The following is a 14,878-nucleotide window of genomic DNA, read 5'->3' on the forward strand; positions in this document are numbered from 1 at the left end:
GCGGGCCCGGCGGAGGGCGGTCGCCGGGCACGTGGCGTAACCGGCCTCTCACTCCCCGACCAGGCATTTTCCCCAGGTGCGCGGGGTTGTTACCGTCTGCGCCGACGTACCTGGGGAGGTGGTCGGGTTGAGCGGAACGCTCGCGTACGTGCTGGCAACGGTGGGCTGTCTGGTCGGAGTGGCGGGCCTGGTGGTGGCCGCGGTCGTCTGGAACCGGACGCGTTCCCGCCCGCAACAACGGGCCAAGGGGCCGGGTGACCCGCTGCGGGACCGGGACGCCGACGCGCTGCGCGGTGACCCGCGCCGGCTGAAGCCCGGCGACATCGTCGAGATCCGGGGCGTGTCGTACGCGGTGCGCGGCTCGATCCGCCTCGTCGAGGGCGGCTGGAGCTGGGCCGAGCACCTGCTCGACGACGCCGGCGGCGTGCGGCGCTGGCTCTCCGTCGAGGAGGACCCGGAGCTGGAACTGGTGCTCTGGGGGGCCGAGCAGGGCGCCACCGTCACCCCCGGCGCCCCGACCATCGACTTCGCCGGACGCCGTTACAACTGGAACGAGTCCGGCCAGGCCCGCTTCACCGCCGTCGGCAACACCGGGCTCGACCCGACCGGCACGATGCGGTACCACGACTACCAGGCGCCCGGCGGCGCCCGGCTCTCCTTCGAGGCGTACGGCGAGGCGGGCTGGGAGGTGGCGCTCGGTGAGCTGCTGCACCGCGGCGACGTGATGATCTATCCGCAGTCCGAGGTGGGCTGATGCTCGTCACCCTCGATGCCCCGTACGTCGACACCAGCGCCGCCGACCTCAGCCTGGCGCTCGACGACGTCGAGCGGCCCGCGCTGCACGTGCTCGACCTCGACCTGCCCGACGGCGTCCGGCTGCGGCTGCGGCTGCTCGGCGCCTCGCACCAGGTGGTCCTGCACGCGCCCGGCGCCGCGCTGACCGAGACGGTCGCCTGCCTGCCCGGCCGCCCGCCGGAGCTGCCCGGTGCGGTGCGGGACGAGGCGAGCGGCTACCACTTCACGGCGACCGTGCTGCGGCCCGCCGGCACCGGGCTGAGCGAGCAGGTGGCCGCCCTCCGCGCCGACCTGGCCGACGACCCGTACGCGCTGGTGGGCGTGTTCCCCGGCGACGTCGACGCGGTGACCGCGCTGGCGGTCCGCCCCGACCCGCCGGCCGGCACCCTCGCCTGGCGCACCTGGCACGCGTATCCCCAGACCAACGAGCTGGTCCTGACCGAGACGGTGGTGGCACTGCGATGACGTACCGACGCTGGTTCGTGGTGGGGGTGGCGTTCGCCGTCATCGGCGCCCTGGTCGCCGCCTTCGCGATCTTCTACGGCAGCTTCTCGCCGCGCGGCTACGTCGAGGACAAGTACAAGCGGGCGGCGAGCCGGGACATCGGCCGCAACGCCGTCGCCTACACCTCGCCCCGGTCGCCGAGCCAGGTGGCGAAGGAGGTCACCGACGCGTGGCAGCCGGCCGACCAGTACGTCGACGGCAGCGGCGTCTACCTGCGCTACGACGACGACTCGGTGGTGATCCTGCCGATCGCCGCCGGCTCGGTGATCCTGCTGGAGCGCATGAGCACCGCCTATCCCCGCTACCACTCCACGGTCGGCTCCCACTGGGGCTGGGGCCGTGGCAGCACCGTCCGGGGCGGCGGCCCCGGCAGCGGCAAGTGACGCACCGACCACCCTCACCCTGGAGCCTCCTGTGCAGACCCTCGTCACCGATCTGCTGGTCACCCTCGCCTACGGGGCGGTCGGTGTCCTGCTGATGGGCATCGGCTACGTCCTCGTGGACCTCGCCACCCCCGGCAAGCTCAACCAGCTGATCTGGACCGAGCGCAACCGCAACGCGGCGCTGCTGCTCGCCTCGAACCTCGCCGGCGTCGGCATCATCGTGGTCGCCGCCATCGCCGCCAGCGAGGACGACTTCGCGCTCGGCATCGTGGGCGCGTCCGCGTACGGGATCCTCGGCCTGGTGATCATGGCGGCGGCCTTCGTGCTGCTCGACGTCGCCACGCCGGGCAAGCTCGGCGAGATCCTGGTCGACCAGCAGCCGCACCCGGCGGTCTGGGTCTCCGCCGTCGTGCACCTCGCCACCGGTGCGATCATCGCCGCCGCCATCAGCTGATGACCACGGCGAAGCATCCCGTCGCGCCGCGACCGGCGCGCGAAGGCCCGATGAAGAGCGGCAGCTGGGTCATCTGGGTGATCGTCGGCGTGGCCTTCCTGTGCTGCGTGGGCATCGGCGTGGTCAACAGCCGCGACGGAGGCGACGACGTGCTGCCGCCGACCTCGCAGGAACGCGGCGACACCGTGCCGATCCTGCAACACGCCAGCGCCAGCCAGGGCATCTGCTACGGCTGGGTGCTCCAGGACTACTACGGCTACACCGAGCTGAGCGTCGGGTCGAACCTCGGCGACGGGGTGGCGGTCGAGGAGAACTCGGCCTGCCCGCGCTGGGTGCAGGTGGTCGCCCGGGTGGCCTACACGCCGGAGAGCAGCGAGAGCAACGACTTCGCCCGCATCACGGTGGAAACCTCCGACGACGTCTCCGCCACCGCCCGCCTGCGGATGCAGAGCGGGCTGGAGCGGCTCGGGCTGACCGAGGACGCCTTCGTCGACGAGCCGGGCTGGGCCGTCACCCGGGCCGCCGTCTCGCTGCCGCTGCTCGCCGCGGAGGCGGGGGTGGTGGAGCCGGCTGCGACCCCGGCGGCCGCGACGGCCGACGCGCCACCGCTGCCGGACGCCGGTAGCGACCTCTGGCGTGACCGCTGGGGCTACCTGCTCGCCGCGGTCGGCCTGCTGCTGTTCACCGCGCTGCTGTTCGCCGTCGGCTTCTGGCAGCGCGGCCGACAGCGCCGCACGGAGGCCGAACGGCAGGGGCGGACGAGGAACTCCCGGGCCTTCGCCCGTACGCCGGAGGGCCGGTGACCGTCGACGCGCCGGCACCGCCCGCGCGGTGGCGGCTGTCCCGCGCGGCGGTGCTCGTCGCGGTCTTCGTCTGTGCCGCCTGCGGCCTGGTCTACGAGCTGGCCCTGGTGGCCCTGGGCAGCTACCTGATCGGGGACACGGTCGGGCAGGCGTCGATCGTGCTCGGCGTGATGGTGTTCGCGATGGGTGTGGGCGCGCTCGCCGCCAAGCCCCTGCAGCCCCGGTCCGCCCCCGCGTTCGCCGCGATCGAGCTGGCCCTGGCCCTGCTCGGTGGCCTCTCCGTGCTCGGCCTCTACGCGGCCTTCGCGTGGCTGGACCTCTACGGCCCGGCGCTGGTCGCCACCGCCTTCGTGCTCGGCCTGCTGATCGGCGCGGAGATTCCACTGCTGATGGTGCTGCTGCAACGCATCCGGGAGCAGGCGGCCGGCAGCGCGGTGGCGGACCTGTTCGCCGCCGACTACGTCGGCGCGCTCCTCGGCGGGCTGGCCTTCCCGTTCCTGCTGCTGCCGGTCTTCGGCCTGCTCAAGGGCGCGCTGGTGGTCGGCGCGGTGAACGCCGTCGCCGGGCTCGCACTGGTCTGCACGGTCTTCCGGCGGGAGCTGAGCCGCCGGGCGCGCGTCGCGCTCGGCGCCGGCAGCGTCGTGGTCTTCCTCAGCCTCGGGTACGCGTGGGTGACCGCGCACGACTTCGAGCTGACCGCCCGCCAGCAGCTCTACCGGGATCCGGTGGTGCACTCCGAGCGCAGCCGCTACCAGGAGATCGTGCTGACCCGCTCGGTCGCCGAGACCGGCCGCGCCGGCACCGACCTGCGGCTCTTCCTCAACGGCGACCTCCAGTTCAGCTCGGTCGACGAGTACCGCTACCACGAGGCGCTGGTGCATCCGGTGCTGAACGGCCCGCGCGGCGAGGTGCTGGTGCTGGGCGCCGGGGACGGTCTCGCCGTACGCGAGCTGCTGCGCTATCCGGACGTCCGGCGGATCACGGTGGTGGACCTGGACCCGGCGGTGGTGGCGCTGGCCCGCAGCGAGCCGCAGCTGCGCCGGCTCAACGGCGGGGCGCTCGACGACCCCCGGGTGCGGGTGGTGCACGCCGACGCGTTCGCCTGGCTGCGTACCGCCCCCGACCGGTTCGACGCGGTGGTGGCGGACCTGCCCGACCCCGACGAGACGGCCACCGCCAAGCTCTACACGGTCGAGTTCTACGCGCTGGTACGGGCGGTGCTCGCCGAGGGCGGCCGGCTGGTGGTGCAGTCCGGCTCGCCGTACTTCGCGCCCCGGTCGTACTGGTCGATCGAGGCGTCGCTGCGCGAGGCGGGCTTCGCCACCACGCCGTACCACGTGGACGTGCCGTCCTTCGGCGACTGGGGTTTCCTGCTGGCGGCCCCCGGCCCGACCGCGCCCGCCCTGGCCCTGCCGCCGGACGCGCCCGCGCTGCGCTTCCTCGACGCGGCGACGCTCTCCGCCGCCGGGTCCTTCCCCGCCGACCGGGGCCGGGTGGACGTGCCGGCCTCCACCCTGCTCCAGCCCCACGTGCTGGAGTACGCCCGCGCGGAGTGGCGCGGCTACTGAGGTGCCGCCCGCGGCCCCGCGATCGCCGCCGTCCCGGCGGGTCAATGCCCGTCTGACGTGCCGGACTGGCTCGACCTGGATACGGTGTGACCGCGATCTAGGGAAGGAGAATCATGGTCGATTCCCACAACACGCCGGCCCGCACCCGGCCGGGTGTGGTGACCATATCCACGTATCTGCTGTGGCTGTTCGCGCTCACCCAGCTGATCGGCCTCATCATCACGCTCTCCACCGTCGGCACCATCTCGAAGGTGCTCGACGAGGCGTACCGGGGCACCGACGCCAACGGCACGCAGAACCTGGCCGACATCACCACCATGATCACCATCGGTGGCGCCATCTTCGTGCTCCTGCTCGCGGTCGTGCTGGCCGTGCTCGGGGTGTTCAACAACCGGGGCAGCAACGGGTCGCGGATCACCACCTGGGTGATCGGCGGCATCATGGTCTGCTGCACGGGCGGCGGACTGGTCAGCGGAGCGGGCGGCGGACTGGGCACCGGTCAGACGACCGGCAACGCGCCGAGCGCGGAGGAGATCCAGCGCCGCCTCGACGAGGCGCTGCCCGGCTGGTTCACCCCGGTCACCACGCTGCTCAGCGTGCTCGGGCTGCTCGCGCTGCTCGCCGCGCTGATCCTGTTGGCGCTGCCGAAGGCCAACGAGTTCTTCCGCAAGCCGAAGCAGGGCTGGGAGCCGCCGGTCCCGGGTGCGGCCTACCCGCAGTCCGGTGGCCAGCCCGGCTACCCGCAGTCCGGCCAGCCCGGCTACCCGCCCACGCCGGGGTACCCGCCCACGCCGGGCCAGCCGCAGGCGTCCGACCAGCCGGGCTACCCGCCGGCCCCGGGCGACCAGCCGCCGTCCACGCCGTACGGCGGGGACCAGCCGGGCCAGCCGGGGTCGAACCCGGGTGGCGAGCAGCCCGGGTCGGACCGTCCCGGGCCGACCCCGCCGCCGGTGAGTTGACCGGTCGATAACAGCGACGCCGACGGTCCCTCCGAGTAGGTTGCAACCCGATGCCTACCGGAGGGACTCGTCGTGTCGTACCCCGATCGGGCACCGGCCCGCCGTCCGGCCGTCGTCACGGCGGCCGTGGCGCTGCTGGCGCTGATGGCGGTCGCCGCCCTCGTGTACGCTGCCGCCGGTGTGGCGATCCGGGGCGGCACCGTCGACCGGTTCCGCGCCGCCGCGGCGGACACGTCGGCGCTCCCGGACCAGATCGACGGGACGGTCACCCTGCTGGGCGTGTCCACCGTGCTGACGGCGGTGGTGAGCCTGCTCGCGGGGCTGCTCCTCGCCGGTCTCGCCCTCGGCCTGCGGGCCGGCCGGGACGGCGCCCGCACCGCGACCTGGGTGGTCTCGGGGCTGGGGCTGATCGCCGGGTGCTGCGGGCTCGCGCTGCTGGTCGGCCAGCGCGCCACTCCGCTCGGGTCGGGCGACGACGAGCGGGCGACGGCGGAACTCCTCGGCCTCCTCGCCGACGCCTACCCGTCCTGGTGGATTCCGCTGGGCGCGGGGCTTTCCGTCGGCCAGGTGCTCGGTTACCTTGTGGTAGCCGTGCTGCTGGCACTGCCGGCGGCGGGCGCCTGGTTCCGTCGGCGGCCCGCGCCGTCCGCCCCGCAATACCCTCCGGCGTCGCCCGCGCCGCCACCCGTCCAGCCCCCGCACCAGCCGCCCGCGCCCCCGTACCTGCCGAGTGAGGACCGCCCGTGACGCTCGACCAGTCGGCCAGCGAGCGGCGGGCCCTGATCACCGGAGCGACCGCCGGCATCGGTGCCGCCTTCGCCCGCCGGCTGGCCGCCGACGGTTGGCACCTGGTGCTGGTGGCCCGGGACGCGGACCGGCTGGCCGCGACGGCCGCGGAGCTGACCGGGCGGCACGGCCGGGAGGTCGAGACGCTCCCGGCTGACCTGTCCACCGACGACGGTTGCGCGACGGTGGAGCGGCGGCTGGCCGAGGGGTCGCCGATCGAGTTGCTAATCAACAACGCCGGGATCAGCCTGAACACCCCGTTCCTGCGCTCTTCCGCCGAGGACGAGGCGCGGCTGCTGCGGCTCAACGTGCACGCCGTGATGCGGCTGACCCTCGCGGCCCTGCGTCCGATGACCGAGCGGCGCCGTGGGGCAGTGATAAATGTCTCTTCAGTGGCGGGGTTCGGCACGGTCATGCCGGGTTCGACATACTCCGCCAGCAAGGCGTGGGTCACCAACTTCAGCGAGTCCGTCGGCCAGTCCGCCCGGCCCTTCGACGTACGCGTGATGGCGCTCTGCCCCGGCTACACGCGTACGGAGTTCCACGAGCGCGCCGGCATCAACATGTCGAAGACGCCGGAGTGGATGTGGCTGCGGGCCGACGACGTGGTCGACGAAGCCCTACGTGACCTGCGGAAAGGCAAGCTGGTCAGCGTTCCCGCGTGGAAGTACAAGCTCGCCGTGGCGGGGCTGCGGCACGCGCCTCGGCGGCTGCTGGAGGCGGTGTCCCGGGACACCCGGGGCCGGATCGGCCGCGACGGCGGCTGAGCGGCGGGTCGCGGCCGACTCGGCCCGTCGATCTCCGTCGATCGTCCGATATGTCCGGCTGAACGGTCGCTCAGCGTAGCCGGACATCGCCACCCGTCGGTCGCCCCCAGGGCTGATCCCGGTGGACCCCGCACGCGACTCCCAGACTTGAGCAGTACCCTCTATCGGCATGGGGGACCACGACGACCTGCGTAAATTCATCACTGACCTGGCGGTGGTCCACGGCCGGGTGGTGCTCTCCTCAGGCCGCGAGGCCGACTGGTACGTCGATCTACGTCGCGTCACGCTCCATCACCAGGCCGCTCCGTTGGTGGGGCGCGTGATGCGTGACCTGACGGCCGACTGGGAGTACGACGCGGTGGGCGGGCTGACCCTGGGCGCCGACCCGGTGGCGCTGTCGATGGTGCACGCCGCGTCCGGGACCGATCGTCCGGTGGACGCGTTCGTGGTCCGCAAGGCGGGTAAGACGCATGGTCTCCAGCGCCGGATCGAAGGGCCGGACGTGGCCGGCCGGCGGGTGTTGGCGGTGGAGGACACTTCCACCACCGGGGGAAGTGTGTTGACGGCGGTCGAGGCCCTTCGCGAGGTCGGGGCCGAGATCGTGGGTGTGGCGGTTATTGTTGATCGAGGCGCCGGCGACGCGGTGCGAGCCGCCGGATTGCCGTATCGAGCGGCCTATACGTTGGCTGACCTCGGCCTTGTGGCGTAAAAGTCTGCCGATTCGGATCCGCCGATATGCAGGCGGATCGATGCTGCTGGTGGAAGGATGGAATACGTGGGAACTGCGTTGGCCGAAATGACTATGCCTCAGATCTCGCCGCTTGCCGGCGAGCCGATCGAACGTGCCGATGCCGAGCGTCTGGCAGGGGTCCTCAAGGCCCTCGCCGACCCTGCTCGACTTCGGCTGCTCAGCCTGATCCAGTCGGCGCCCGAGGGCGAGGCGTGCGTGTGCGACCTGACCGCACCCCTCGGCCTCTCGCAGCCGACGGTCAGTCACCACCTGCGTATCCTCACCGAGGCCGGCTTGCTGGAGCGGGAGAAGCGCGGTGTCTGGGCGTACTACCGGCTGGTGCCGTCGGCGATCGCCACGATCGCCGATCTGCTGACCCCGCCGCGCAAGCGCGCCACCAAGAAGGCGCGCTGACCTTCACCGATCGTCCGGTGCCATCCCCCACCGGGGACGGCACCGGACGGCCGGTCGGTCAGTGCTTGCCGTAGTGCTCGCGGGTCTCCTGGATCGCCTCCTCGGCGGCGGCCCGTTCCTGCGCGGTGGTGCCGCGCCTGGCGGCCAGCCATGCCCGGAGCAGCTCGATGGCGATCGGGACGACCGAGATCAGCACGATGCCGATCAGGATCATCTCGATGTTCGCCTTGACGAACGGGATCTGGCCGAGGAAGTAGCCGAGCACGGTCACGCCCGTGCCCCAGAGCACGCCGCCGATCACGTTGTAGATCACGAACGTGCGGTAGTTCATTCGGCTGACCCCGGCCACGATCGGCGTGAACGTCCGCACGATCGGCACGAAGCGGGCCAGCACGATGGAGCGCGCGCCGTACTTCTCGAAGAACTCGTGCGCCTTCAGCACGTTCTCCTGCTTGAACAGCTTCGAGTTCGGCCGGCGGAACAGCGCCGGGCCGACCTTGCGGCCGAACGCGTACCCGACCTGGTCGCCGGCGATCGCCGCGATGGTGATGAGCAGGCAGACCAGCCACAGCGGGTACGTGATGTACTTCCCGTCCGCGGTGAGCAGCCCCGCGGTGAACAGCAGCGAGTCGCCCGGCAGGAAGAACCCGATCAGCAGGCCGGACTCGGCGAAGACGATCACCAGGATGCCGATCAGCCCGAACGTCGAGATCAACACCTCTGGATCGAGCCAGCTCGGCCCCAGGGCCAGGGTGGTGGTGGGCGTCGGCACGAGGCGACCTCCGATGTATGCCGGTCGGGGACGGAACGTCCGTAGTCTAGGTGGCCGCCGACCGGCCCGGTGCTCGACGTCACAGCGCGCGAGGCGGTGCCACCCCGGCCGGACAGGCACATCCGCACCGGGCCGCCGCGCCGCCTCCTGCCCGCCGGCCTCCGCGACCCCCTCCACCAGCGTGATCCGGCGGCCGGCCCGGACCGTACGGACCCGCAGCGTCAGCTCCGCCACCGGCACCGGGCGCAGGATGTCCACCGACACGCGGGCGGTCACGGGTGACGGCCGCCGCCGACCGCCGTCACCCGTCGGCGCCTCGTCACAGCCGGGGGTCGACCGGCTCGGACTCGCAGGCCAGGATCGCGAAGACCAACTCGTGCCGGCGCCACAGCGGAGCGCCGGCGACCAGTGCGTCCAGCGCCGCCAGGCCCAGCCCGTGCTCGCGCAGCGCCAGCCCCCGCTTGCGCCCCAGCGACCGGCGGCGCAGCGCGGCCAGCTGCTCCGGCTCGTCGTAGCCGGGACCGTAGATGATCCGCAGGTACTCCCGGCCCCGGCACTTGATGCCCGGCTGGAGCAGCGAACCCCGCTCGGTGCGGGCGGCCGGGCCGGCGTACGGCTTCACCACCATGCCCTCACCGCCGTCCGCCGTCAGCGCCAGCCACCACTCGGTGGCCGCCACCTCGGCGGCCGGATCGGCCAGGTCGACCACCTGGCGGCGGGTAGGCGTGAAGAACTCCGGGTCGGCGGCGCAGAGCCGGTCGGCCAGCCCGAGGTGCCAGCCGTGGTCCCGGTCGGCGTAGCTGGCCTTCGCGCCGGCCAGCACCGCGAACGGGGCCAGGGTCACCCCGCGCAGCCCGTCGGTCGGCCCCACGTACGCCCGGTAGGCGTCCGAGTAGGCCAGGATCTCGTCGCGGCGACGGGCCATCCGGTCACGCAGCTCGCCCACGGGCAGGCCCCGCCCGGCCGCCGCCTCCAGCGCGGCCAGCGCCGCCGGCAGGGCGGCCCGGCCGGCGGCGCCGACCCCGGCGTACTGCTCGCGGATCAGCCCGCCCGCCTTCGCCGACCAGGGCAGCAGCTCGCAGTCGAGCAGCAGCCAGTCGGTCCCCAGCTCGTCCCAGAGCCCCGCCCCGCCGACCGCCGCGCGCACCCGGTCGAGCAGCTCGGTGTCGAGCGGCGCGCCGAAGAACGGGCGGCCGGTGCGGGTGTGCACCACCCCGCAGCCCGGGCCGAAGGGCCCGCCGTCGGGCTCCCGGCAGACCAGCACCACGGCCCGCGAGCCCATGTGCTTCTCCTCGCAGACCACCCGGTCCACGCCCGCCGCGCGGTAGTCGGCGAACGCCTGCGCCGGGTGCTCCAGGAAGCCGCCCGCCGTCGCCGTCGAGCAGGGCGCCATCGTCGGCGGCAGCCAGGCCAGCCAACGCGGGTCGACCGCGAAGCGGCTCATCACCTCCAACGCGGCGGCCGCGTTCTCCGCCGGCACGGTCAGCGACCCGTACGGGTGCTCGACGTGCCGCCGGCCGGTCACGTCGGTCAGCTCCAGCACCTGGTCGGGTCGGGCCGGCGCGGCGGCCAGCGGGCGGACCGGGGCGTACCACTCCCGCTCCGCCGGCACCGAGACCAGTTCCTTCTCCGGGTAGCGCAGCGCGGTGAGCCGGCCGCCGAAGACGCAGCCGGTGTCGACGCAGATGGTGTTGTTCACCCACTCCGGCACGGCGGCCGGCGTGTGCCCGTAGACCACCATCGCCGAACCCCGGTACTCCCGCGCCCACGGGTAGCGCACCGGCAACCCGTACTCGTCGGTCTCGCCGGTGGTCTCGCCGTACAGCGCGAAGGAGCGCACCCGGCCCGACGCGCGGCCCTGGTAGGCCTCCTTCAGCCCGGCGTGCGCGACCACCAGCCGGCCGCCGTCGAGCACGAAGTGGCTGGTCAGGCCGTCGATGAAGCCCGCCACCTCGGCCACGAAGGCGTCCGGCTCCGCCGCCAGCTGCTCCATCGTCTCGGCCAGCCCGTGGGTGAGCCGCACCTCGCGGCCGCGCAGCCGGCGCAGCAGCTTCTGCTCGTGGTTGCCGGGCACGCAGATCGCGTGCCCGGCGGCGACCATGCCCATCACCAGGCGGAGCACGCCGGGGGAGTCCGGCCCGCGGTCCACCAGGTCACCGACGAAGACGGCGGTACGCCCCGACGGGTGCGTCGCGTCCATCGGCCGGCCCCGCTCGTCGCGGCGCAGCTCCCAGCCGAGCCGGACGAGCAGCGCCTCCAGCTCGGCGCGGCAGCCGTGCACGTCCCCGACGATGTCGAACGGCCCGGTCAGCTCGCGCCGGTCGTTGAACAGCTTCTCGTAGCGGATCTCGGCGGCGTCGATCTCCTCGACGCCGCGCAGCACGTGCACCTTGCGGAAGCCCTCCCGGGCCAACAGCTTGTACGACCGGCGCAGGTCGCGCTGCATCCGGGCGAGCACCTGCCGGTTGAAGGTGCGGTCGGCGCGGCCCTCGGTGCGTTCCCACGCCAGCGCCTCGGGCACGTCCAGCACGACGGCCACCGGCAGCACGTCGTGCTCGCGGGCCACCCGCACCAGGCCCGCCCGGGCGTGCGGCTGGAGATTGGTCGCGTCGACCACCGTGAGCCGGCCCCGCCGCAGCCGCGTGGCGGCGACGTGGTGCAGCGCGTCGAAGGCGTCGGCGGAGGCGGACTGGTCGTTCTCGTCGTCGGCGACCATCGCCCGGAACGTGTCGGAGGAGAGCACCTGGCTGGGCGCGAAGTGCCGGCGCGCGAAGGTGGACTTGCCGGAGCCGGAGACGCCGACGAGGGCGACCAGGGCCAGCTCGGGGATGTCGAGGGTGGTCACGGGTTCTCCTTCCGGGTCAGCACGACGAGCTGGGTGGGGGCGCCGACCTCGGGATCGTCGTCCCCGATCCCGCTGATCGCGGGGGTGTAGCCGTACGTGGTGGACACCCGGTCGACCCAGGCGGCGAACTCCGCGCGGGTCCACTCGAAGCGGTGGTCGGCGTGCCGGAACCGCCCGGCGGGCAGCCCCTCGTAGCGGACGTTGTACTCGGCGTTGGGCGTGGTCACCACGACGGTCGCCGGACGGGCGTGACCGAGCACGGCGTCCTCCAGCGCCGGCAGCCTGGGCGGATCGACGTGCTCGATCACCTCCATCAGCACCGCCGCGTCGTACCCGCACAGCCGGTCGTCCCGGTAGGTCAGCGCCGACTGCCAGAGCCGGATGCGGTCCCGCTGCCGCTCGGGCAGCCGGTCCAGCCGCAGCCGCCGGGCGGCCAGGGCCAGCGCGTGCGTGGACACGTCGGTGCCCACGATCTCGGTGAACCGGCGGTCGCCGACCAGCGCGGCGAGCAGGGCGCCGCCGCCGCAGCCGAGATCCAGCACCCGGCTCGCGCCCGCACCGGCCAGCGCGCCGAGCACCGCCTCCCGCCGGCGCGCGGCCAGTGACGCCCGGCGGGCCGAGACCTGCCCGCGCTCCCCGGTCGCCCCGTCCGCGGTCGTGCCGTCCCCGGTCCCCCCGTCCGCGGTCGTCCCGTCGGCGGCCGGCTCGTCGGTCGGGCGTCGCTCAGCCAGGCGGGCCAGGGCCAGCCCGGCCAGCGCGCGCCGGTGCGCCAGGTAGCGGCGGCTGATCATGTCGCGCTCCGGGTGGTCGGCCAGCCAGCCCTCGCCGGCCCGCAGCAGCTTGTCGACCTCGTCCGGGGCGACCCAGTAGTGCTTGGCGTCGTCCAGCACCGGCAGCAGGACGTAGAGGTGGTTGAGCGCGTCGGCGACGCGCAGCGTGCCGCTCAGCGTCAGGTCGACGTACCGGCTGTCGCCCCACTCCGGGTGCCGCTCGTCGAGCGGGATCGGGGCGGCGGTCACCGCCCAGCCGAGCGGGCCGAACATCCGGACCGCCACGTCCGCGCCGCCTCGGCAGCGCAGCACCGGCACCCGCACCTCCAGCGGGATCGGCGTACGGGCCAGCTCGGGGCGCTCGCGGGACTCGCCGCGCAGAGCCGAGCGGTACACCTTGGACAGCGCGGAGGAGAGCAGGCTGGACGCCGCGTAGGGCCGGTCGTTGACGTACCGCCCGAGAGTGAAGCTGTCCGGGGTCGGCGCCTGCTGCCGGCCGCGGCCCCGCGCGCCGGCCAGCCGCAGCGGGTCGACGTCGAGCAGCAGGGCGGCGGTGCAACGCTGCTCGTCCGCCTCCGGGTAGAACACGTGCGCGGTGCCGACCGGCACGTCGAAGGAGTGCGCGCGGTCGGGGTGCTTGACCAGCAGGTGCCCGAGGTCGGTGGCCGGCTGGTGCGTGGTGGTCAGAGTGAGCAGCACGCGCCCATGGTCCCAGTGTCTTCGATCTTGCGTCGTCCCGTTTTCCCGCGATCCGGGTCGATCAGGCGACGAAACGGGTCCTGCGGCGCCTGGTCAGCACGTAGCCACCCACGCCCGCGACCAGCAGCAGCCCGCCGACGCCGGCGATCAGGCCGGTGGACCCGCCGGTGATCGGCAGGGTGCCGCCGTCACCGTCGTCGTTCCCGCCGCCCTGGCCGCCGGTCGCGTTCACCAGGATCCTGGCGGTGTCGTTGGTCGGGTTCTCGTCGCCCGTGCGCAGCCGCACCTCACCGGTGTGGCTGCCGGCCTTGTCGATGCGCAGCGTGAAGGCGAACTCCACCTTCTCGCCCTTGCCGACCCGGCCGATGAGGGAGCATCGATATGCCGAGGCTCCCGGCTCGCCCGGCTCACCCTCGCCGCTCGCGTTGCTGACGCAGGTCTTCGGGGCGCGTACGGCGGTGACACCCTTCGGCAGCGTGACGGTGGTCGAGACCTCGACGCCCGGGCGGCTTCCGATGCCGACCGCCGCCGGGCCGTGGTTGACGTAACCGACGGTCACCGGGACGGTCCTGCCCACCCGGGCGTCCACCTTCGCCCCGAGCGCCGCCACGTCGGCCCGCTGGTCGCCGGTCACCTGGAGCTCGATCCACGTCTGGTTGTCGTACGGGTCGACATCGGTCTGCGCCGAACGACGCGTGGTGACGGGCCGCAGTTCGAGCCTGCCGTCGGTGCCCCCCGGCCCGAGATCGTCATCCACGTTCGTCTGGGCCTTGTACTCCTCCCAGTCCGCAGGGGTGAACCAGAACGCGGAGCCGGAGTAGGCGGTGGGAGCCCAACTGTCGGCCGGCACGGTGAAGCCGAAGCTGGAGTCGAGCGCGGCGGCCCCGTGCGACTCGATGACGGTGTCGAACGTGCAGACGAATGCGTAGTCCTTGAACGCGCCGCTGGCGTACCGGCAGTTCTCGTATCGCTGCGAGGGGCGGAGCCCGTAGCTGGCGGAGACGAACAGCACCGCACCGCGGGCGGCCGTCTCGCCCCGGTTCTCCAGGGTGAGCGGGGCCTTGAGCGTGCCGCCCGGGGTGCCGGTCAGCTTCAACGAATAGGCGGCGGCGAGATCCACACCCTCACCGACGGCGACGGTCGAGCGGAAACTGCCGGAACCGGAACCGGGCGCGGTGACGGTGAACGCCAGCTCGCCCTCCTGGTCCGGCCTGGCGCCGTCCTTCGCCCGCACCGACAGCTCGATCTGCACGGGCGGGTCACCATCGCCGAGGTCGGGGACCCTGCACGTCAGGATCACGCCGGCCTCGGTGCAGACGCCGGCGGGAGCGGTGCTCCGCACGTCGGCGAACCCGGCGACCTCGCTCCGGTCCACCTTCACGACGATGTCGTCGGACCACTCGATGCCGAGGGCGGAGAGGGTCACCCACTTCGTCGCGCCGCCGGGGGCGACGATCACGTCGTTGGCATTGAGCTCGAGGCTCCCGGTCGGAGCGGCGGAGGCGGGAATGGCGGAGGCTGCGACCAGCGCGCCTGCGACGCCCAGCCCGGCCAGCCACCGCCGGGTGGAGTGCTTGAGCATGTGGGGGTTCCTCCCGTGCGATGCCCGGAGCGGTCAGTAAATCCTAG

At 73.3% G+C, this 14,878-nt stretch carries 15 protein-coding genes and 1 pseudogene; 11 read left to right on the forward strand and 5 right to left on the reverse strand.

Going from position 1 to position 14,878, the window contains the following annotated elements:
* Window positions 1-127: 127 nt before the first annotated feature.
* The 11 genes from ACPXCB_RS17235 to ACPXCB_RS17285 all read left to right on the forward strand — a co-directional run bounded on the left by ACPXCB_RS17235 (window position 128) and on the right by ACPXCB_RS17285 (window position 8,163).
* The gene (locus ACPXCB_RS17235) at window positions 128-754 is read left to right on the forward strand and encodes a DUF4178 domain-containing protein (protein WP_151457285.1); all 627 of its coding nucleotides are present in this window, start codon (window positions 128-130) and stop codon (window positions 752-754) included.
* Window positions 754-1,260, forward strand: a complete 507-nt coding sequence (locus ACPXCB_RS17240; protein ID WP_425876567.1) for a DUF2617 family protein — start codon at window positions 754-756, stop codon at window positions 1,258-1,260. Before ACPXCB_RS17235 ends, ACPXCB_RS17240 begins: the two co-directional genes overlap by 1 nt.
* A complete protein-coding gene (locus ACPXCB_RS17245) occupies window positions 1,257-1,682 on the forward strand; it encodes a DUF4247 domain-containing protein (RefSeq protein ID WP_151457283.1) in 426 nt (141 codons plus the stop codon). The genes ACPXCB_RS17240 and ACPXCB_RS17245 overlap by 4 nt, the downstream gene beginning before the upstream one ends.
* Before the next feature lie 31 nt (window positions 1,683-1,713).
* Window positions 1,714-2,136: a DUF350 domain-containing protein gene (locus ACPXCB_RS17250; RefSeq protein ID WP_357580595.1), complete on the forward strand. Its 423-nt coding sequence runs from the start codon at window positions 1,714-1,716 to the stop codon at window positions 2,134-2,136.
* Window positions 2,137-2,207: 71 nt separating this feature from the next.
* Entirely contained in the window at window positions 2,208-2,939 is a 732-nt protein-coding gene (locus tag ACPXCB_RS17255) for a hypothetical protein (RefSeq protein WP_425876757.1), read from the forward strand.
* Entirely contained in the window at window positions 2,936-4,507 is a 1,572-nt protein-coding gene (locus tag ACPXCB_RS17260) for a polyamine aminopropyltransferase (protein WP_425876569.1), read from the forward strand. The genes ACPXCB_RS17255 and ACPXCB_RS17260 overlap by 4 nt, the downstream gene beginning before the upstream one ends.
* Window positions 4,508-4,620: 113 nt before the next feature.
* Window positions 4,621-5,466 carry a hypothetical protein gene (locus ACPXCB_RS17265; RefSeq protein ID WP_425876571.1) on the forward strand — a complete coding sequence of 282 codons (846 nt, stop codon included), beginning with the start codon at window positions 4,621-4,623 and terminating at the stop codon, window positions 5,464-5,466.
* A gap of 72 nt (window positions 5,467-5,538) precedes the next feature.
* Window positions 5,539-6,213: a hypothetical protein gene (locus ACPXCB_RS17270; RefSeq protein WP_425876573.1), complete on the forward strand. Its 675-nt coding sequence runs from the start codon at window positions 5,539-5,541 to the stop codon at window positions 6,211-6,213.
* The gene (locus ACPXCB_RS17275) at window positions 6,210-7,019 is read left to right on the forward strand and encodes an SDR family NAD(P)-dependent oxidoreductase (protein ID WP_425876575.1); all 810 of its coding nucleotides are present in this window, start codon (window positions 6,210-6,212) and stop codon (window positions 7,017-7,019) included. Before ACPXCB_RS17270 ends, ACPXCB_RS17275 begins: the two co-directional genes overlap by 4 nt.
* Window positions 7,020-7,188: 169 nt before the next feature.
* Window positions 7,189-7,728, forward strand: coding sequence for an orotate phosphoribosyltransferase (locus ACPXCB_RS17280; protein ID WP_121397268.1), 540 nt, complete (start codon window positions 7,189-7,191; stop codon window positions 7,726-7,728).
* Between the two features lie 57 nt (window positions 7,729-7,785).
* Window positions 7,786-8,163, forward strand: a complete 378-nt coding sequence (locus ACPXCB_RS17285) for an ArsR/SmtB family transcription factor (RefSeq protein WP_007454255.1) — start codon at window positions 7,786-7,788, stop codon at window positions 8,161-8,163.
* Between the two features lie 58 nt (window positions 8,164-8,221).
* Here the strand turns inward: ACPXCB_RS17285 and ACPXCB_RS17290 are convergent, their stop codons facing one another.
* The 5 genes and pseudogenes from ACPXCB_RS17290 to ACPXCB_RS17310 all read right to left on the reverse strand — a co-directional run bounded on the left by ACPXCB_RS17290 (window position 8,222) and on the right by ACPXCB_RS17310 (window position 14,831).
* Window positions 8,222-8,935, reverse strand: coding sequence for a DedA family protein (locus ACPXCB_RS17290; protein ID WP_425876759.1), 714 nt, complete (start codon window positions 8,933-8,935; stop codon window positions 8,222-8,224).
* 153 nt (window positions 8,936-9,088) lie between these two features.
* Window positions 9,089-9,211 (reverse strand): annotated as a pseudogene (locus tag ACPXCB_RS17295) (acyl-CoA thioesterase domain-containing protein); the annotation flags it as partial.
* Between the two features lie 43 nt (window positions 9,212-9,254).
* The gene (locus tag ACPXCB_RS17300; protein WP_425876577.1) at window positions 9,255-11,780 is read right to left on the reverse strand and encodes a polynucleotide kinase-phosphatase; all 2,526 of its coding nucleotides are present in this window, start codon (window positions 11,778-11,780) and stop codon (window positions 9,255-9,257) included.
* Entirely contained in the window at window positions 11,777-13,249 is a 1,473-nt protein-coding gene (locus ACPXCB_RS17305; RefSeq protein WP_425876579.1) for a 3' terminal RNA ribose 2'-O-methyltransferase Hen1, read from the reverse strand. Before ACPXCB_RS17305 ends, ACPXCB_RS17300 begins: the two co-directional genes overlap by 4 nt.
* Window positions 13,250-13,310: 61 nt before the next feature.
* Complete coding sequence (locus ACPXCB_RS17310; RefSeq protein ID WP_425876581.1) at window positions 13,311-14,831, reverse strand: LPXTG cell wall anchor domain-containing protein; 1,521 nt, start codon at window positions 14,829-14,831, stop codon at window positions 13,311-13,313.
* Window positions 14,832-14,878: the final 47 nt, after the last annotated feature.

The sequence above is a fragment of the Micromonospora sp. DT62 genome (assembly GCF_049847285.1).
Taxonomy (GTDB): domain Bacteria; phylum Actinomycetota; class Actinomycetes; order Mycobacteriales; family Micromonosporaceae; genus Micromonospora; species Micromonospora reichwaldensis.